This is a genomic window from Halarchaeum grantii, assembly GCF_014647455.2.
Lineage (GTDB): Archaea > Halobacteriota > Halobacteria > Halobacteriales > Halobacteriaceae > Halarchaeum > Halarchaeum grantii.
Window position 1 is genome coordinate 465,375 of record NZ_BMPF01000003.1, and the last position, 18,325, is coordinate 483,699.

At 71.8% G+C, this 18,325-nt stretch carries 21 protein-coding genes; 17 read left to right on the forward strand and 4 right to left on the reverse strand.

Going from position 1 to position 18,325, the window contains the following annotated elements:
• Window positions 1-163: 163 nt before the first annotated feature.
• From IEY12_RS12160 to thiM, 7 genes are all read left to right on the forward strand, one after another.
• Window positions 164-1,936: a nitrite/sulfite reductase gene (locus IEY12_RS12160; protein ID WP_188883977.1), complete on the forward strand. Its 1,773-nt coding sequence runs from the start codon at window positions 164-166 to the stop codon at window positions 1,934-1,936.
• Window positions 1,929-2,069 (forward strand): hypothetical protein, encoded by a 141-nt coding sequence (locus IEY12_RS12165; RefSeq protein WP_188883978.1) that lies wholly within the window; start codon window positions 1,929-1,931, stop codon window positions 2,067-2,069. Before IEY12_RS12160 ends, IEY12_RS12165 begins: the two co-directional genes overlap by 8 nt.
• Window positions 2,066-3,406, forward strand: a complete 1,341-nt coding sequence (locus IEY12_RS12170; RefSeq protein ID WP_229871253.1) for an MFS transporter — start codon at window positions 2,066-2,068, stop codon at window positions 3,404-3,406. Before IEY12_RS12165 ends, IEY12_RS12170 begins: the two co-directional genes overlap by 4 nt.
• Window positions 3,407-3,544, forward strand: a complete 138-nt coding sequence (locus IEY12_RS12175; RefSeq protein WP_188883979.1) for a hypothetical protein — start codon at window positions 3,407-3,409, stop codon at window positions 3,542-3,544.
• Window positions 3,541-4,143, forward strand: coding sequence for a molybdenum cofactor guanylyltransferase (gene mobA, locus IEY12_RS12180; RefSeq protein ID WP_188883980.1), 603 nt, complete (start codon window positions 3,541-3,543; stop codon window positions 4,141-4,143). Before IEY12_RS12175 ends, mobA begins: the two co-directional genes overlap by 4 nt.
• Before the next feature lie 63 nt (window positions 4,144-4,206).
• The gene (gene thiE, locus IEY12_RS12185; protein WP_188883981.1) at window positions 4,207-4,833 is read left to right on the forward strand and encodes a thiamine phosphate synthase; all 627 of its coding nucleotides are present in this window, start codon (window positions 4,207-4,209) and stop codon (window positions 4,831-4,833) included.
• The gene (gene thiM, locus IEY12_RS12190) at window positions 4,830-5,663 is read left to right on the forward strand and encodes a hydroxyethylthiazole kinase (protein WP_188883982.1); all 834 of its coding nucleotides are present in this window, start codon (window positions 4,830-4,832) and stop codon (window positions 5,661-5,663) included. The genes thiE and thiM overlap by 4 nt, the downstream gene beginning before the upstream one ends.
• Before the next feature lie 6 nt (window positions 5,664-5,669).
• Here the strand turns inward: thiM and IEY12_RS12195 are convergent, their stop codons facing one another.
• The gene (locus tag IEY12_RS12195; RefSeq protein WP_188883983.1) at window positions 5,670-6,107 is read right to left on the reverse strand and encodes an Hsp20/alpha crystallin family protein; all 438 of its coding nucleotides are present in this window, start codon (window positions 6,105-6,107) and stop codon (window positions 5,670-5,672) included.
• A gap of 183 nt (window positions 6,108-6,290) precedes the next feature.
• Here IEY12_RS12195 and IEY12_RS12200 point away from each other — a divergent pair, with 183 nt between their 5' ends.
• The 5 genes from IEY12_RS12200 to IEY12_RS12220 all read left to right on the forward strand — a co-directional run bounded on the left by IEY12_RS12200 (window position 6,291) and on the right by IEY12_RS12220 (window position 10,855).
• Window positions 6,291-6,677, forward strand: coding sequence for an SHOCT domain-containing protein (locus IEY12_RS12200; protein WP_188883984.1), 387 nt, complete (start codon window positions 6,291-6,293; stop codon window positions 6,675-6,677).
• A 65-nt stretch (window positions 6,678-6,742) separates the two neighbouring features.
• Entirely contained in the window at window positions 6,743-7,540 is a 798-nt protein-coding gene (locus IEY12_RS12205) for an aldo/keto reductase (protein WP_188883985.1), read from the forward strand.
• 135 nt (window positions 7,541-7,675) lie between these two features.
• Entirely contained in the window at window positions 7,676-8,407 is a 732-nt protein-coding gene (locus tag IEY12_RS12210; protein WP_188883986.1) for an ABC transporter ATP-binding protein, read from the forward strand.
• Window positions 8,400-9,629 carry an FtsX-like permease family protein gene (locus IEY12_RS12215; RefSeq protein ID WP_188883987.1) on the forward strand — a complete coding sequence of 410 codons (1,230 nt, stop codon included), beginning with the start codon at window positions 8,400-8,402 and terminating at the stop codon, window positions 9,627-9,629. Before IEY12_RS12210 ends, IEY12_RS12215 begins: the two co-directional genes overlap by 8 nt.
• The gene (locus IEY12_RS12220; protein ID WP_188883988.1) at window positions 9,629-10,855 is read left to right on the forward strand and encodes an ABC transporter permease; all 1,227 of its coding nucleotides are present in this window, start codon (window positions 9,629-9,631) and stop codon (window positions 10,853-10,855) included. Before IEY12_RS12215 ends, IEY12_RS12220 begins: the two co-directional genes overlap by 1 nt.
• Here the strand turns inward: IEY12_RS12220 and IEY12_RS12225 are convergent.
• On the reverse strand, window positions 10,852-11,373 hold the full coding sequence (locus tag IEY12_RS12225; RefSeq protein WP_188883989.1) for a metal-dependent hydrolase: 522 nt from the start codon (window positions 11,371-11,373) through the stop codon (window positions 10,852-10,854). The genes IEY12_RS12220 and IEY12_RS12225 overlap by 4 nt on opposite strands.
• A gap of 144 nt (window positions 11,374-11,517) precedes the next feature.
• The gene (locus IEY12_RS12230; protein ID WP_188883990.1) at window positions 11,518-12,522 is read right to left on the reverse strand and encodes an aldo/keto reductase; all 1,005 of its coding nucleotides are present in this window, start codon (window positions 12,520-12,522) and stop codon (window positions 11,518-11,520) included.
• Window positions 12,523-12,733: 211 nt separating this feature from the next.
• Between IEY12_RS12230 and IEY12_RS12235 the strand changes: the two genes are divergently transcribed.
• From IEY12_RS12235 to IEY12_RS12250, 4 genes are all read left to right on the forward strand, one after another.
• Window positions 12,734-13,540 carry an aldo/keto reductase gene (locus IEY12_RS12235; RefSeq protein WP_188883991.1) on the forward strand — a complete coding sequence of 269 codons (807 nt, stop codon included), beginning with the start codon at window positions 12,734-12,736 and terminating at the stop codon, window positions 13,538-13,540.
• 24 nt (window positions 13,541-13,564) lie between these two features.
• Window positions 13,565-14,500: a M48 family metallopeptidase gene (locus tag IEY12_RS12240; RefSeq protein WP_188883992.1), complete on the forward strand. Its 936-nt coding sequence runs from the start codon at window positions 13,565-13,567 to the stop codon at window positions 14,498-14,500.
• 167 nt (window positions 14,501-14,667) lie between these two features.
• Window positions 14,668-15,123: a molybdopterin-guanine dinucleotide biosynthesis protein B gene (mobB, locus tag IEY12_RS12245; protein WP_188883993.1), complete on the forward strand. Its 456-nt coding sequence runs from the start codon at window positions 14,668-14,670 to the stop codon at window positions 15,121-15,123.
• Between the two features lie 91 nt (window positions 15,124-15,214).
• Window positions 15,215-15,901, forward strand: a complete 687-nt coding sequence (locus IEY12_RS12250) for a trimeric intracellular cation channel family protein (RefSeq protein WP_188883994.1) — start codon at window positions 15,215-15,217, stop codon at window positions 15,899-15,901.
• A gap of 68 nt (window positions 15,902-15,969) precedes the next feature.
• Here the strand turns inward: IEY12_RS12250 and IEY12_RS12255 are convergent, their stop codons facing one another.
• Window positions 15,970-17,598 (reverse strand): bacterio-opsin activator domain-containing protein, encoded by a 1,629-nt coding sequence (locus IEY12_RS12255; protein ID WP_188883995.1) that lies wholly within the window; start codon window positions 17,596-17,598, stop codon window positions 15,970-15,972.
• Between the two features lie 191 nt (window positions 17,599-17,789).
• On the opposite strand from IEY12_RS12255, the gene IEY12_RS12260 reads away from it, so the two are divergent.
• Window positions 17,790-18,167, forward strand: a complete 378-nt coding sequence (locus tag IEY12_RS12260) for a hypothetical protein (RefSeq protein WP_188883996.1) — start codon at window positions 17,790-17,792, stop codon at window positions 18,165-18,167.
• Window positions 18,168-18,325 lie beyond the last annotated feature (158 nt).

The window sequence follows — 18,325 nt, forward strand, 5'->3', positions numbered from 1 at the left end:
AATACACCCAATACGACCTATTTCCTGAAGGGAAATCCGACAGTGGAAGGTCGAATGAACAGAACTCTTTTACTTGAGAAGAAGGACAGACTATCCGTAATCAGCGCACGATACTTCACCGGTCGTCTGAATCGGTGGACGAACGTGTGCGGGACACACCACCATGGCACACAAGAAGGAAGACGTCAAGGGCGAGCTGTACGGCGACGCGGTCAGGGAGAAGATAGAGGAGTTTGCGGCGGACGGCTGGGAGTCCATCCCCGAGGACGAGCGCGAGGAGTGGTTCACCCGCTTCAAGTTCTGGGGGCTCTTCCACCAGCGCAGCGGGCAGGAGAGCTACTTCATGATGCGCCTCAACAACTGCGGGGGCGTGCTGAAGCCCGAGCAGTTGCGCGCCATCGCGGAGGTCGCCGACGAGTACGCGCGCGGCCCCGTTGAGAACCCGCGCTGGGGGAACGGCTGGATCGACTACACGACCCGCCAGTCCATCCAGCTCCACTGGCTGAAACTCGAGGACGTCCCCGAAATCTGGGAGAAACTCGAGTCCGTCGGCGTCTCCAGTCGCTCGGCGGGCGGCGACACGATGCGCAACATCTCGGGCTGCCCGGTCGCCGGGAAGGACGCCGACGAGTACGTCCCGACGCGCGACCTCCTCGACGAGATCGAGGAGGGGATCCGGGGCGATGACGCGCTCGCGAACCTCCCGCGCAAGTTCAACATCTCCGTGACGGGCTGCACGGTAGGGTGCGCGCAGGACTCCATCAACGACGTCGCCTTGGAGCCCGCTCACCGGCCGGTGGACGGCGAGCACACGAAGGGGTTCAACGTCCGCGTCGGCGGCGGCCTCGGCGGGCGCGAACCCCGGAAGGCGCGCTCGCTCGACCTCTTCGTCACCCCGGAGCACGCCTACGACACCGTCCGCGCGTTCGTCGAGCTCTACCACGAGGAGGGGAACAGGCAGAACCGGAACAAGAACCGCGCGCGCTTCTTCGTCGACGAGTGGGGGACGGAGGAGATCCGCGAGGAACTCGACGAGCGCCTCGACTTCGAGCTCATGCACGCGGGCACGGACTTCCGGGGCGAATACACCTACAACGCCGGCAAGCGCGACGAGGAGGGGAAGCACGACCACGTCGGCGTCCACGACCAGACCGACGAGCTGAGCTTCGTCGGCGTCAGCGTCCCCGTCGGGCGGATGCCCGCGACGGACGCGCTCGAACTCGCGGACCTCGCGGACCGCTACGGGAGCGGGGAAGTCCGGCTCTCGCGCCGGCAGAACCCGCTCATCATGGACGTCCCGGACGAGCGCGTCCCCGACCTCCTCGAGGAACCGCTCCTTGAGACGTACTCGCCGGACCCGAACGTCTTCACGCGCGGCGGGATGGCGTGTACGGGCACCGAGTTCTGCTCCATCGCGCTCGCGGAGACGAAGACGCGGATGGCGGAGACCCTCCAGTGGCTCCAGCGCACCGTCGAGGTGCCCGACGACGTGACGCAGCTGAAGATCCACTGCTCGGGCTGTACGGCTGACTGCGGGCAGGCGATGAGCGCGGACATCGGCCTGCAGGGGATGCGCGCCCGGAAGGACGGCGAGATGGTCGAGGCGATGGACGTCGGCGTCGGCGGGAGCATCGGCGAGGAGCCGAGCTTCATCGAGTGGGTCCACCAGCGCGTCCCCGCCGACGAGGTGCCGGGCCTCCTCGCGAACATCGTCGAGACGTACGTCGAGATGCGCAACGACGAGCAGACGTTCCGCGAGTGGGTGGCGGCGACCGGCAACGAGACCATCGCCGAACTCGCCGAGCCCGAGGAGACCGACTACACCGACCCGTGTCTCACGGACGCGAAGCAGTCCTGGTATCCCTTCGATTCCGGCGACGGCCCGGCGCCGACGGCTGCCGACGGCACGCCGCTGGAGGCACAGAGCGATGACTGACGGGAACGACGCGCGGGACGTCGCGCCCCTCGACGTCGCGCCCGAACTCCACGGCGACATCACAGCCGCGGGTGAGCGCGCGGCGGCGGGCGCCACCGGTGACGCGAGCGTGGGAGGTGGCGGCCACGAATGATCTCGAAGAAGACCGAGCAGCTCGTCATCGCCACCGTCGGGTTCTTCTGGGCGTTCCTGATGTGGTTCTCGACGGCGGCGTTCAGCACGTCCATCGACAGCGCGTTCGGGCTGACGACGGGCGGGCTCGCGCTCCTCGCGAGCAGCGCGCTCTGGCTCGCGCCCCCGGGTCGCGTCATCGCGGGGTGGGCGGCCGACCGCTTCGGCGCACACAACACGTTCGCCGCCATCCTCGCGTACTCCGGCCTGATGAGTATCGCGTCGGCGTTCGCGACGAACTACGACGTGCTCTTCGTCGAGCGCCTCGTCGTCGCGTCGGCGGGCATCAGCTTCGTCGTCGGCATCCAGCACGTCTCCCAGTGGTTCGACGACCACGAGATCGGCACCGCGGAGGGCATCTACGCGGGCACGGGGAACGCGGGTGCCGGCGTCGGCGCGCTCGTCCTGCCGCGTCTCTACGGGACGAACTTCGGGGACGCCTTCCTCCACCTCGGCATCGTCGCGCTCGTCATCGCCGTCGTCTACAAGTGGCGCGGCGAGCCCGCGAAGGACGTCGCGACGGCGGAGACGGCGCGCTCGAACGCCGGCATCAAGGACACGCTCTACGTGTGGACGCGCTTCGCGGCCATCGGGCTGATGCTCGCGTACGCGATGTCGTTCGGCCTCGAAATCGCGATGAACTCGTGGCTCCCGACCTACTACGCGAGCGGGTTCCAGGACGCCATCGCCGGCCTCGGGTTCACGGGCGTCGCCGCGATTCAGACGGCGGCCGGGACGTTCGCGGCCGTCCAGTCGTTCAACGCCTCGCTCTTCCGGCCGTTTTCAGGGTACATGTCCGACCTCTGGCAGCGCAAGGAGTGGACGCCGTACCCGTTCCTCTCGGCCGAGCAGGAGTACGCGCCGCGCGTCCACTGGCTGATGACCGCGCTCCTCCTCATCACGCTGATGATGTGCGCGCTCACCGTCGCGGGGACGATGGGCCTCCTCCCGGTCTCCGTCGTCGTGCTCGCCGGCTTCGGCATCGCGGTGAGCTTCGGGACCGGCGGCGTCTTCGCCATCGTCCCGCTGATGTTCAAGGACCGCCCCGGCATCGCCGCCGGCTTCATCGGCGGCATCTCGACGGCGGGCGGCATCGTCTACCCGCTCGTCTTCGGGTGGATACCGGACATCCACATGGGGTACGCGGCCGTCGCCATCGTGTTCTTCGTGCCGTTCATCGCCTTCTTCGTGTGGGCGATGCGCTCGGAGCAGAGCCTGAGCGAGCACGGCATCGGGTCGCGGGAGCGCTGGCTCGGCCCGGAGAAACCCACCAACGCCGTTCCCGGGGGTGACGACTGAATGAGCGACGAGACGCCCGAGGAGCCGTGGTACCGCTGGGGGAAACGCGTCCTCTACGCCGAGATGGGGGTCGCGGTGCTCGTCACCGTGTTCTCGCTCGCGATGGCGTTCATGGGCGAAGCGGGGTACATCGCATGATCGGACGCGAGGACTGCGCGGCCGTCGTGGTCGCGAGCGGGCGCACGCACCGCTCGGCGTCGGCGGACGGTGACGCGACGGACGCCGCCCGACTGCGCCACGTCGTCGAGCGCGTCGCGCCGCTCGTCGGCGAGGTTGTGGTGTGCTGTCGGCGCGACCAGCGCACCCGGTACGCGCGGGCGCTCGAGGCCTCCGACGTCTGGGCGAGCGCGGACGCGACCGTCCGCTTCGCTCGCGAGCGCACCCCGGGCGACCTGATGGCGGGGCTCGCGGGCGCGCTCCACGAGACGGACGCGCCGTACGTCGCGGTGCTCTCGGCGGGCGGGCGCTCGCCGGGGCGGCACGCGGTCGCGTCGCTGTTCGCGTCGGCGCGCGAGGCGGGCGAGTCGACCGTCCCCGTGATGAAGGGGCGCCCGCTCCCGCTCTCGGCGGTCTACCACCGCGAGGACGCCCTGCGGGCGTGCGGGGCGGCGATCGCGGAGTCTGTGTCGCACGCGAACGGCGTCGTCGAGCACCTCGACGGCGTCCAGCACGCGACGGAGCCGGCCGACGAGCCGACGTGGTCGCGCGCGGCGTCCGGGTCGGCGGCGACCCGATAACGCCGACCGTCGCGGAGTCGGAATCCTTTTGCGTTCACGACCGACCACCAGTAGGTACAACGAGTGAATATCGACACGTACCTCGTCACGCAGGGCAGCCGCTCGCGCGGGCGCACCACCGAGGACGTCGTCGCGGCCGCGATTCGCGGCGGCGTGGACGTCGTCCAGCTCCGCGAGAAGGGTGCGAGCGCGCGCGAGCGCTACCACCTCGGGCGCGCGCTCCGCGAGCAGACCCGCGAGGCGGACGTGACGTTCCTCGTCAACGACCGCGTGGACATCGCGGCCGCCATCGAGGCGGACGGCGTCCACCTCGGCGACGAGGACCTGCCGGTCGCGGCCGCCCGCGAGAGGCTGGGCGACGACGCCGTCGTCGGCCGCTCCGTCTCCACCGTCGAGGGCGCGCGCCGCGCCGTCCAGGCGGGCGCGGACTACCTCGGCGTCGGCGCCGTCTACGCCACCGACTCGAAGGACGTCCGCGAGGAACACGCCGAGGTCGGGCCCGATCGCGTGGCCGCCATCGCGGACGCCGTCGACGTCCCCATCGTCGGTATCGGCGGCATCACGCCCGCGAACGCCCCGGACGTGATTCGGGCGGGCGCGGACGGCGTCGCCGTCGTCTCCGCGATCACCGCCGCCGACGACCCCGAGGCGGCGACCCGCGAGCTCAAAACAGCCGTCGAGAACGCATGACTACTGACTTCACCCTCACCGAGACGCTCGACAGCATCGCCGCCGACCAACCCCTCGTGAACTGCGTGACGAACGCCGTCACCGTCAACGACGTCGCGAACGTCACGCTCTACTGGGGCGGCCTCCCCGTGATGTCGGACGACGCCCGCGAGGTCGACGACATGGTCGCGGGCGCGCAGGGCTGTCTCCTCAACATGGGGACGGTGAGCGAGGCGGGGGAAGAAGCGATGCTGACCGCGGGGCGCGCCGCGAGCGAGCACGGCGTCCCGCTCGTCGTCGACCCCGTCGGCGTCGGCGCGACCCCGACGCGCGACCGGGTCGCCGAGCGCCTCGTCACCGAGCTCGACCCGACGGTCGTCAAGGGCAACTACGGCGAGATAAGCGCGCTCGCGGGCGCTGACGCCGACGTGCGCGGCGTCGAATCCGTGGGGGAGTACGCGGCCGTCGCCGAGTCGGCGGTGTCGCTCGCGCGCGACACCGGTGCCGTGGTGGTGGCCTCCGGCGAGACGGACGTCGTCGCGACCGACGCGGCCGCCTACGAGGTCGAGTCGGGCGACCCGATGCTCGGGTCCGTCGTCGGCACCGGGTGCATGCTCGGCGTGACGCTCGCGACGTTCGCGGGCGCGCTCGAGAACATCGAAACAGCGGCGCTCGCGGGGACGCTCGCGTTCGGCGTCGCGGGCGAGGCCGCCGCGCGCGGCGCGTTCGGCGACTACGAGGGGCCGGCGAGCTACCGGACAGCGTTCCTCGATGCGGTCGCCGGCCTCGGGGACGTCGAGCATCCCGACCCCGACGACAGGGTCACGCGCGTCCTCGACGCGGACGCCTGAGTCGCCTTACTCGACTTCGATGGTGTGGCCGCCGGAGTCGTCGGCCTTCGAGAGCGTGACGGTGAGGACGCCGTTCTTCATCGTCGCGGAGACGGCGCTCTCGTCGATGGGCTCGGGGAGGTCGAGGCGTCGCGAGAAGGTGCGGCTGCTGCGCTCGCGGCGGATGTACTGCCCCTCCTCCTCGCCCTCTTCCTCGCTCTCCGCCGTGTGTTCGGCGGTGATGGCGAGCGTCTGGTCCTGCACGCGGACGTCGACGTCCTCCTTCTCGAAGCCGGGGAGGTCGACGGTGACGACGAAGTCGTCGTCGGTCTCCGCGACGTCGACGGCGAACCCGCCGAGCGAACCGCTCTGCTCGCTCTCGATGCGCTCTGCGGCCTCCTCGAACTGGCGGTTGAGTCGGTCGAAGAGCCGGTCGATGTCGTCGAAGGGATTGCGTCGGGACATACACGACTGAATTCGTGTTGCGGGGAATAAAGCGTAACGGCGGTCGTGTCGCACGTTGCCTCTTCTCACGAGGCCTTCGCGGTCCGCGCCGTCGGGCGCGTGCCGTCACCGCGGTTCGGCATCGCACGTTCGGCACAATACTTACCGAGGGTCGTCGCGCATCCCCACGTAGGTGACCTCGTGATGGCTGACACACGGCCGACCGACGGCACGCTCCGGACGCTCCTGCTCGTCCTCGCCGCCATCGTCGTCGCGCCACTCCTCGTGATGGCGGTGGCGGTCCCGATGATGGGGCTGTACGGCGGCATGATGGACGGCTCCGGCGGGATGATGGGAGCGTACGGGGGAATGACGGGCGGCTACTCACCGCTCTGGGGAATCGGGCCGCTGCTCGTCTTCCTCGTCGTCCTCGCCGTCCTCGCCTACGTCGCGTATCGCGCACTCGCCGGCCGGCAGGCGACTGACCCCGCGCTCGCGGAACTCCGCCTCGCGTACGCCCGTGGCGACCTCAGCGACGAGGAGTACGCGTCGCGCCGCGAGACCCTCCGCGAGGACGACCGCCGGGAGTGACCGGGTCGCCCACGGGACATACCGTGGCCCGCAGGGTTTTGGGCGTGCCCGCCGACGCGACGACCATGAGCGAGTTCCACCGACTCGGCCTCGGGACGTACCGGAACACCGACCCCGACGCCTGTCGGACCGCCGTCGAGACGGCGCTCGAGGCGGGCTATCGACACGTCGACACCGCCCAGATGTACGACAACGAGAGCTACGTCGGCGAGGGAATCGCGGCCGCCGACGTCGCGCGCGAGGACGTCTTCCTCGCGACGAAACTCGACACCGACAACCTCGCGCGCGACGCCGTCCACGAGTCGAGCGCGGCAAGCCTCGAGCGACTCGATACCGACTATGTCGACCTCCTCTACGTCCACTGGCCCATCGACAGCTACGACGCCGCGGAGACCCTGCCCGCGCTCGACACCCTCCGCACCGAGGGCGCGATCCGGAACGTCGGCCTCTCGAACTTCACGCCTGAGCTGCTCGACGAGGCCATCGAGACGCTCGACGCGCCCGTCTTCGCCCATCAGGTCGAGATGCATCCGCTCCTCCAGCAGGAGGCCCTCCACGAGCGCGCCGTCGCGGACGACCACTGGCTCGTCGCCTACTGCCCGGTCGCGCGCGGGCAGGTCGCGGACGTCCCCGAACTCGTCGAACTCGGCGAGAAACACGACGCGACGCCGTATCAGGTGTCGCTCGCGTGGCTGCTCTCGAAGGAGAACGTCGCCGCCATCCCGAAAGCCACCTCGAAACAGCACATCGTCGAGAACTACGGCGCGCTCGACGTCGAACTCTCCGAGGCGGACGTCGCGAAGATCGACCGGATCGAGCGCGAGGAGCGCCTCGTCGACTTCCCCGCCGCACCCTGGAACTAGCGCGCTCGCCGCCCGAACCCGCGACGGGACCGTGAGCCGGAGCCCGCGATTCGGGGTCGGCGACCCGCCGCAGAGCGCCGCCGGAGGGGGACCCGCGACCCTTATGCACCCCCGTCCGTATGTCACGAGTAGTGTATGTCCGGCCGCGCCTCACCTGATACGGCCGTCGTCTCGTGTGCCGGCGTCGCGAAACGGTACACGCGCGGCGACACCGGCCTCCTCTCACGCAGTCGCGACCGCCCGACCGTCACGGCCCTCGACGGCGTCTCGCTCGACGTCCACGCGAACGAGATCGTCGGCCTCGCCGGGCCGTCGGGCTCCGGGAAGTCCACGCTCCTCCACCTGCTCGCCGCGCTCGACCTCCCCAGCGAGGGGTCGGTGACGCTCGCGGGCGAACGCACCGACGCCCTCTCGACGCGCGAGCGCGCGCGTCTCCGCCTCGACTCGGTCGGTATCGTCTTCCAACACTTCCACCTCCTCCCGACGCTCACCGCGCGCGCGAACGTCGCGCTCCCGCTTGTCGAACGCGGCGTCCCGAAGCGCGCGCGCCGCGAGCGCGCCGTCGCCCTCCTCGAACGCGTCGGCCTCGGCGACCGGACGACGCACACCCCACCGGAGCTCTCGGGCGGCGAACAGCAGCGCGTCGCCATCGCGCGCGCGCTCGTCACCGACCCCGCCGTCGTCGTCGCGGACGAACCGACGGGCGAACTCGACACGGAGACGGGCGCAGCCATCCTCGAGGCCTTCCGCGACGTCGCCGACGACGGCCGCGCGGTCGTCCTCGCCTCGCACGACCGGGCGACGCTCGAGGCCGCCGACCGCGTCATCGACCTCCGCGACGGCCGGGTGGTCGACGCCGATGCGTAGCCGCCTCGTCGGGTTCGCGGGCCTGGTCGGCGTCGGCCTCCGCCTGCTCGCCGGCCGCCTCCGATCGGGGAACCGGCGCCGCGTCCTCCTCAGCGTCACCGGCGTCGCGCTCGCGGTCGCGCTCCTCGTCGTCGTCTCCGGCATCAGCCTCGGCCTCGCGAGCAGCAACACCGTCTACGGCTCCGGCGTCGACTACTGGATCGTCCCCGAGTCCGCGTCCGCGTCGACGATGGCCATCGACGTCGGGAGCGCGCAACTCGGCGCCGCCCACCCGACGAGCGAGCGCATCGCCGGCATCGACGGCGTCGACGCCGTGACGCCCGTCCGAACGAGCCTCGTCCGCCTGCAGGCCGGGAGCGCGAGCGAGTACGTCGTCCTGCTCGGCGTCCTCCCGCAGTCCGGCGTCTCCGTCGCCGGCCTCTCGACGGCCCACCTCACTCCGGGCGACCCCTACTACGCGAACGGGAGCTACGACGGCGAGTGGACGGGCGAGCTCGTCCTCTCGGAGGGCGCGGCGGGCCTGCTGAACGCCACGAACGGCAGCGCGGTCGGCGTCGCCGGGCAGGCGAACGCGTCGTTCACCGTCGCCGACGTCCAGCGCGCGAGCACCGCGTCGGGCGCGGGCCAACTCCCCGTCGCCGTCGTCCACCTCGCCGAATCGCAGGCGGTCACGGGCGGCACCGCGAGCGACACCGCCGACCAGTTCGTCGTCGCGACGGACACGCCCGCGGTGAAGGACGACCTCGCCGCCGTCTACCCGCAGTCGCGCGTCGTCGCGAGCGGCGGCGGCGGGCTCTCCGCCATCGGCACGTCGAAACTCGCGCTCGCCATCGCGGTCACGGCGTTCGTCGTCGCCGTCGTCGTCGGAACGCTCTTCGTCGCGACCGCGCTCGGCCTCGAAGTCGCCGCCGACCGCGCGACGTACGCGACCCTGCTCGCCATCGGCCTCCGAACGCGCTCGCTCGCCGTCGTCGTCGCGACGCAGGCGGTCGCCGTCACGCTCCTCGGCGGCGTCCTCGGCCTCGTCCTCGGCGGCGGCGGCGTCGTCGCGGCGAACGCGCTCGCCCGGCGCTACCTCACGGAGAGCGCCATCGCCGCTTACCCGCCCGCCGTCGTGCCCTACGGCCTCGGGACGGCGGTCGCGGTCGGCCTGCTCGCGACCCCGTACCTCGTCTGGCTCGTCACCCGAACGGACGTCCTCGACCACCTCGCCACAGAGTAATGTTCACGAGATTCCGCGCCGCCGTCGGCATCGCTCTCGCCCAGTTGCGCCGCGACCGCACGCGCACCGCGCTCGCCGTCACCGGCGTCGTCCTCGCCGTCCTCGCCGCGACGCTGCTCGGGGGCGTCGGCTTCGGCGTCGTCGAGACCGGCCAGCAGAAGTTCGACCAGTCCGGCCGCGACCTCTGGATGACGGGCGGCCCCCTCCAGATCAGCCCGGGGAGCGTCGGCGGCTTCCAGCCCGGCGTCACGGACGCACACACCCTCTCCGACGACCTCTCGGCGCGCGAGGACGTCCGCACGGCGGTGCCGCTCTCCTTCCAGACGGTCTACGTCGGCGCGAACGAGTCGTCGCTCTCCACCATGGTCGCCGTCGGGACGCCCGGCGTCGGCGGCAGTTCGGTTCGCCTCACCGCCGGCGACGGCTTTACGACGGGGGGGCGCGCGCACTACGCGGGCGGGAGCTACGACGGCCCGATGACGCGCGAGGTCATCCTCGACCCGCAGACGGCGGCTCGCCTCGGCGTCGGCGTGAACGACACCGTCCACCTCGGTGCGACCGTCGTCGGCGCGCGCGAGCACGCGTGGCGCGTCGTCGGTATCTCGCCGACGTTCCGGCAGTTCCTCGGGACGGGCGCGGCGACGGTACCGCTCTCGGAACTCCAGTCGATGACGGGCACCGCCCGCGAGGACCGCGCCGCGATGCTCACCATCGACGTCGTCGAGCGCTCGGACCCAAGCGCCGTCGAGGCCGACCTCCAGCAGACGTACCCGAACTACGACGTGCGGACGAACCAGGAGCAACTGCAGGCCGTCCTCGAGCAGAAGGCACTCGTCATCGCGAGCGGCCTCACGCTCACCGTGCTCGCGGTCATCGCGGGCGTCGCGCTCACCGTGAACCTCCTCCTCCTCCTCGTCTACCAGCAGCGCCGTACGCTCGCCGCCGTTCGCGCTATCGGCGTCTCCGGGACGACGCTCGTCGCTATCACCGCCGTGCAGGGTCTCGCCATCGGCATCATGGGCGGGGCAATCGGCGTCGCGCTCACCGTCCCGCTCGGGCGCGGCCTGAGCGAACTCGCGGCGATGCTCGTCGGCTTCGACGGCCTCGTGCAGACGCCGCCGCTCGTCCTCGCGGCCGGCGGCGCGCTCGCCGTCGTCGTGGGCGCCCTCAGCGCCGCCGTCGCCGGCTATCGCGTTGCGGGCGTCGACGCGCTCGAAGAGCTCTAGTGCCACGCGCGGCCGAGGCGGTACTGGACGACGAGGAACGCGCCGAGCGCGACGACGCAGAGCGCGAACTGGAACGCGAGGAAGGACGTGAGTTCGAGGTTCGCGAAGTGCGAGAGGAAGCCGCCCTCGTCGCCGTACGGCGGCGTGCCGAGGAGCGGCCAGACGAGGAAGACGAGGTACTCGTACTCGCCGGCGAGCACGTGTCCGACCGAGTCGCCGACGAGGTGGGAGACGTAGCCGATGCCGAACGCGACGCTCACGACGACGCGCTCGGCGTGCCGGCAGAGCAGGTAGACGGCGCCGCAGACGACGACGAGCGCGAGCACCGAGTGCGCGAGCGAGCGTCCGGACGGGAGCACGCCGACCGTCCACGCGAGCGGCTTGTCCACGAGGTCCGGGAACTGCGTGCCGACCGCGAGCGCGCCGACCGCGAGCCACGTGGACGCGTCACCGCGCGCGCGGTACTCGTAGGGGAGATAGCAGAGATAGCCGAGCGCGAGGTGTCCCCACGGCCACATGGGTGTCCGTTGGCGAGTCGCTCGTTTAGTCGTTGTCGTCGGCGGTGACTCGCCGCTCGTGAGGGGGCGGCGTACCGAGAGCGTCGGGCTCCGGCGGCGTCGGGGGACGAGTCGGACGAACGCCGACAACCGTCTCGCGAGCGTTTAGATGTCGCTGTACGGGCCGCCCTTCGCCTCGGTGAGGCGCTCGACCTGCTCGTCCGAGAGGTCGATGTCGGCGGCACCGAGGTTCTCGGCGAGCTGGTCGGTGGTGCGCGCGCCGACGATGGGCGCGGCGACGCCGTCGCGATGCATGAGCCACGCGAGCGCGGTCTGCGCGGGCGTCGCGTCCACTTCCTCCGCGACTGCTTCGAGCTCGTCGAGCACGTCGAAGTTCTCCGCCGTGAGGTAGGCCTCCTCGAAGCCGCCGGAGGCCGCGGCCAGCGAGTCGCCGGTGAGCCCCTCCTCGCGCTCGTACTTGCCGGTGAGGAAGCCCTGTCCGAGCGGGCTCCACGGGCAGACGCCCATCCCGTAGTCGCGCGTCATCTCGAGGTAGCCGCCCTCGATTTCGCGGTCGACGAGGTTGTAGCGCGGCTGCGCGACGGTGAACGGCTCCCAGCCCTCGCGCTCGGCGATCTCGTTCGCCTTCGCGACCTTCCACGCGTCCGGGCGGTGACAGGACGCGCCGAGGTAGTGGACCTTGCCGTCCTCGACGAGGCCGTTCAGCGTCTTCATCATCTCGCGCGCCGGCGTCTCGTCGTCCCAGCGGTGGATGTAGAGGACGTCCACGTAGTCCGTGTCGAGGCGCTCGAGGAGGGCGTCGATGCGGTTCCGGACGGTCTTCCGGTTCGTTCCTCGACTGTTGGGGTCGCCGTCGCGGATCTGCCAGTAGACCTTCGACGCGACCGTGTAGCGCTCGCGGTCGCGCTCCGCTAGCCAGTTCCCGATCCACTCCTCGCTCTTCCCGGCGCCGTAGACGTCGGCGGTGTCGATGTAGCGCCCGCCCGCGTCGGCGTAGGCGTCGAGGAGTTCGTACGCGCGCTCCTCGCCGATCTCGACGTCCCCGTCCTCGGTCTCTTTCCCGAAGCGCCACGTCCCGAACTGGAGTTCGCTCGTCTGCAGGCCGGTCTCGCCCAGCGAGACGAAGTCGAGGTCGATGTCATCCGTCATCGTCCGATAGGTGTGCGATGGCACGGAAAAGCGTTCAGCAACCGGCAGGGCGCGGCGGGCGCTCGGCGCTCGGCGAGTACGCGACCCCTGCTGGGCGGGGGGTGTGAAGGGTCCCGTTCGGGACGTCGATACCGCACACGCGTACGGCCGGACGCGACCCGCCGGGTCCGCGACCCGAAGCACTATGCTCCCGTCTCACCCACCCATCGGCGTGAACAGAGTCCCCTCTCTCGGCCTCGGAACGTGGCAGAACACCGACACTGAACGCTGTGCGGAGAGCGTCCGGACCGCGCTCGAAGCGGGCTACCGGCACGTCGACACCGCGCAGTACTACGGCAACGAGGCGGCCGTCGGCCGCGGCATCGCCGCCGCCGACGTCGACCGGGAGGACGTGCTCGTCGCGACGAAACTCCACCCCGAGCAGTCCGGCCTCGCCCGCGAGCAGGTCGTCGAAGGTGTCGAGGACAGCCTCGACCGCCTCGGCCTCGACACCATCGACCTCTGTTACGTCCACTGGCCGGTCGGGAACTACGACGCCGCAGAGACGCTCGCGGCGTTCGACGAGCTCAGGGACCGCGGCCGCATCGCGCACGTCGGCGTCTCCAACTTCGATACCGCGCTCCTCGAGGAGGCGATGGACGTCCTCGACGCGCCGCTGGTCGCCCATCAGGCCGAGACGCACCCCCTCCTCGCACAGGACGACCTCATCGAGCACGCGCAGGCGAACGACTACTACCACGTCGCGTACTCGCCGCTCGCGCGCGGCGAGGTCTTCGACTCGCCCGTCCTGACGGACATCGCGGAGGCGCGCGACGTCACTCCCGCGCAAGTCAGCCTCGCGTGGCTGCTCTCGAAGGAGAACGTCTGCGTCGTCCCGAAAGCCACCTCCGAACGGCACATCGCGGACAACCGCGCCGCGCTCGACCTCACGCTCACCGCCGACGAGATCGCGCGCATCGACGCCATCGAGCGCGAGGAGCGCCTCGTCGAGCGCGACGGCGCGCCCTGGCAGGACTGACCCCGGCGAGCGCCCTCCGTCCCCGTGTTCCCCTCCGCTCACCCGTCCGCCACCGCCGGCCTCGCCGTCCGCGCGTGGGGCATCACGCTCGGCCTCTGCGCGTGCTCGCTCCTCGGCGCCGCCGCCGTCGCCGCCACCGGCGCGCCCCTCCTCGCAGTCGTCGGTGGCGTCGGCGGCCTCTGCGTGCTCGCCGTCGCCGCCGCGCGCTCCGGCGGCCGCTTCGCGTTCGACGCCGGCCACGCGCGCCCGCTCCGCGCCGACGAACTCCGCGCGGTCCGCCGCGCCGCCCGCGACGTCGCCGAGCGCGCCGGCCGCCCCGTCCCCCGCCTCGTCGTGATGGAGATGGACGCCCCCGGCGCGGTCGTCGGCTACGACGACGGCCGGCCGGTCGTCGCCGTCGACCCGCTGCTCCCGCGCGTCGTCGGCGAGCCCGGCCTCCGCGCGCTCCTCGCGCACGAACTCGGCCACCTCGGGAACGACCTCTACACGGACGCCCTCCGCCAGTACACGCCGCAGACGCTCGGTTTCTGCGCGCTCTGGCTCGGCGGCCTCGCCGGGCGCGGGCCCGTGCCCGCGACGCTCGGTACGCTCTGCTTCCTCGCGCTCTCCTTCTCGGAGGCGCGTCTCGCGCGCTGGCCGCGCTACGCCCTCGGCGGCGGCGTCGAACTCCTCGCGCTCGCCGCGAGTCGGTACGCGAACCGCTGCGAGGAGTACCGCGCGGACGCCGCCGCCGCGTCGCTCGTGGACGCCGCGACGCTCGCGGACGCCCTCTACCGGGTCGCCGCCGTCGCCACCGGCGAGAACCTCGAGGACGTCGCGGGGCCGGTCCCGTGGAACGCCGACCGCTCGCTGCGCTTCGCGTGCTTCGCCACCCACCCGAGCGTCGAGTCGCGCGTCGAGCGCCTCGGCTGCGAGATCCCGGCGTGGGCGCGGCCGTACGAGCCACACCGCGACGCGTGAGGCGGCGCGGGGCGACGCGGTGGCGCGCTCGCGTCCCGCCGTCCTCCGCTCGCCGTCTCGTTCGCCCTGCCCACGGGCGAGTGACGCGGGGAGGCTGCGCCATTCACGCGGCCGCACGGCGTCGCACAACGCACGCCTTACCCGTCGCCCGTCCCTATCCGTGGCCGATGAAGGTCGTCGGAATCGTCGGGCCGAGCGACGCCGGGAAGACCACGCTCGTCGAGCGCCTCGTGCCCGCGCTCGCCGAACACGGGCCGGTCGGGACGGTGAAGTCCATCCACCACGACGTCGAACTCGACGAGGCCGGAAAGGACACCCACCGCCACCGGACGGCGGGTGCCGAGCGCGTCGTCGGCGTCACGCCGTCGCTCACCGCGACGTTCCGGTCGGTCGGGAAGGACGACGGCGGCGAGGGGGAGGCGCTCGCACGCGCACTCGACGAGTTCGACGACGCGGCGTTCGTCCTCGTCGAGGGGTTCGCGGACTCACCCCACCCGAAGATCGCGGTCGGCGACGTGGCCGAGGACGCGCTCGGCGGCCGCGTTCTCGCGCGCGTCACCGACGGCGAATCGGCGGACGTCGCGGCACTCGTCGCGGCAGTCCGGGCGCTCGAGGACGCGTGAGGCGCGTTCGAACCCTCTCGGTTCGAGGCAACGCTCGCCGCACGGCAGCGAGACGGTGCGCTCAAGGCGCTCGACGCGCTTCCCACTCCTAATGCTTCCCGACCTCCTCGATGGTCTCGTCGCCGACCCGTTCGCGGTGCTGAACGCGGTCGGTCTCGTCGCGTTCGCGCTCGTCGGCGCGACGAAGGCGATCCGCGAGGAGTTCGACCTCTTCGGCGTGACCGTCGTCGGCCTCGGGACGGCGTTCGCAGGCGGCGCGACCCGCGACATCCTCGTCGGCCGCGTCCCGCTCGCGCTCCAGTCCTTCGGCGAAATCTCGCTGGGCCTGCTCGGCGTCGCGCTCGCCATCGCGCTCAGCGTCACCTTCGACGACGCCGACGAGCACCCGGTGGCGGTCGCCTCCGACGCCGCCGGTCTCGCGGCGTTCGCGACTGCGGGCGCCATCGTCGCCACCGACGTCGGCGTCTCCGGCTTCGGCGTCGTCGCCATCGCCGTCATCAACGCCTGCGGGGGCGGCGCGTTCGCGGACATCCTCCTCGACCGCTCGCCGTTCATCCTCGTCGAGGACTTCTACGCGAGCTGTACGGTCCTCGGCGGCCTCACCTACTGGCTCGTCGACGTCGGCGCGTTCGCCGGCGTCGTCGGGAGCGCGGCGGGCACCGCCGCCGCGTGCTGTGCCGCCGTCACCATCGGCGCGCGCTTCGTCGGCGTCTACTTCGGCTGGCGCCTCCCGACCGCGCAGTCGCTCGCCGTCCACACGAGTCGCGGCGAGCGCTGACGCCGCGAACAACAGCGGACACGGTGGTGTGGTGTGGCACGCGACCGCCCGCGATCGTCACGGCGGGCCTACGCGTCGTCGAGGAGGCGACCGAAGACCTTCCGCTGGACGGCCCGGAGGTGCTGTGAGAACGTCGGCGGCGAGACGCCGAGCGCCTCCGCGACCGCCGACCCGCTCGTCTCGCGCGGCCACTCGAAATAGCCCATGAAGTACGCCGACTCGACGGCGGTGCGCTGGCGCTCCGTGAGCGCCTCCGACCAGACCGCGTGCAGGCGCTCCAGCGAGTCGTCGTGCGCGGGCACGCGACGCTGCGCGATGGGCTCCGCGTCGCCGTCGACCGCCCGAATCGTCTCGACGACGCGGCGTACCGCCGACTCCTCCGGGAGGTGGACGGTCATGTCGAGGTCGCGCCCGTCGACGACGACCGACGCTATCGCGCCGCCCAGCGACGCCACCTCCGACATCACCGGCACGTCGCTCACGCGGAGTTCGAAGCGAACGCCGTCCGGTTGCTCGCTCACCACCGAGACCTCGTCCCACTCGTCGACGGCCGCCGTCATCGCGTCGACCGCCTCCACCGAGCGCTCGTCGGCGACGCCGTAGATGCGGAACGCGTCGTCGCGTACCGGAATCGCGCGCTCGAGCGTGATCGTTCCGTCCGGGTCCTCCGCGTCGTCGAGCGAGCGCACCGCGTCGTGCAGGCGGAACTCGAGCTCCACGACCGTCTCGCTCACGAGCGCGCGCTTGCGCTCCGCGGCCGCGATCGCGTGCCCGACGACGCGGCCGAGGCGGGCGACGATTCCGCGCTCCGCCGCCCCGAACGCGTCCTCGCGGTCCGCGTAGACCACGAGAACGCCGTACGTCGTCTCCCCGTTGACGACCGGAATCGCGGCCGCCTCCGCCGCCGATGCGACGGCCTCCGCCTCCGCGAGCGCGTGCTCCCGGGTCGTCCGTATCTCGCCCGCCTCGAGCGCGCGCCCGCTCAGCGAGTCGGCCCCGTCCGACGCCCCCGAGAGCGCGACGGCGTCGGGCGTCGCGTCCCCGCCCGCGTCCGCACGCACCGACACCGTCTCCGAGCGCGGTTCCGGCGCGCCCAGCCACGCGCACTCGTAGCACTCCGAGGCGGCGAGGCGCTCGCAGGCCGCGCGCTCGACCTCCCGACGGGTCGCGCGCTCGATGACGGCCGCCGTCACCTCGTGCACCGCGTCGTGGAACCGGTTCACGTCGCCGTCACGCGGTCGACTCCGCTGCGACTCGTCGTCCGACGCCCCCGCCCGCTCGTCGCCGTCGTCGGGGACCTCGGCGACGACGACGCCCGCACCGTCCGCCGCCACCGGCGTGACGCGCAGCGTTCGCGCGACTCGCGTCCCCGCCGCGTCTCGCACCGTCGCGTCGAGGGTGCGGGTGGCATCCCGGTTGGTGACGCGGGCGTCGGCCGCCGCGTCGAGGTGGTCGCGAACGCGCGCGGCGTCGCGCTCGCCGAGCAGCGTCGCGAGCGACGACCCGGCGAGGGCGCCCGCCTCGTAGCCCAGTCGCTCGCGGGCGACGTCGTTCACCGCGAGCACCGCCCCCGACGCGTCGACGTGGTAGACGCCGTCGTCGAACAGCGCCGAGAGCGCACGCGCGCGGCCGTCCAGCACGTCGCGGTCCGCCGGCGCCCGAAACCGCGTGCCGGCGCCGTCTCCGTCTTCGGTCATCGAGTAGTGGATTCGGGTGGCCGCGAATAAATCCCCCGTCGGCGTCACCGCGTCCCGCGCGCCGCGTGCGACGCGCGAACAACGGCGGATACGGCGGTGTCGGTCGGTGAAACGACCGCCACGCCTATTCGCGCCGCCGTCGTCGGTGTGCGTATGCACGCGTCGCCGTCGCGTCCCGTGGGTGTCGGGCGGTGAGTCTCGCCATCACGCACTTCGCGTTCGGCGCGCTCTGTGCGACCCTCCTCCTCGCCTACCTCCCGGTGCGGACGCGCTACGGCTTCCCGCTCGTCGTCGGGAGCGGCGTCTGGGCGATGCTCCCGGACTTCTGGCACGTCGCCCCCACGGCCGGCACGCTCTTTCGCACCGTCGGCCACTCCGTCCTCGGGAACGTCTTCTGGCTCCACCCGCTCCTCGACGCCGCCGACCCCGAGGACACCCACTTCCTCGGCGCCGTCATGGTCGGCGTCTACTTCCTCGTCAGCCTCGTTCACGCCGAGCGACGCCGCGACGCGCCCGTCTTCGCCGTCGAGTGGGAGCGTCTGCCGCGCGCGCTCAGGCGTCGCCGCTGACGACGGCCGCGACGGCGGGCGACGGATCGCCGGTGGTCTCTTGGCTCGCGAACACAACTCCGTCGACACGTCACACGGTTTAGGCCGGCCTAAAATCCGGTAGATTTACCTTCTTTAGGTTAGCCTAAAACAACGCATGCTCCGACGGCGACCCCGAC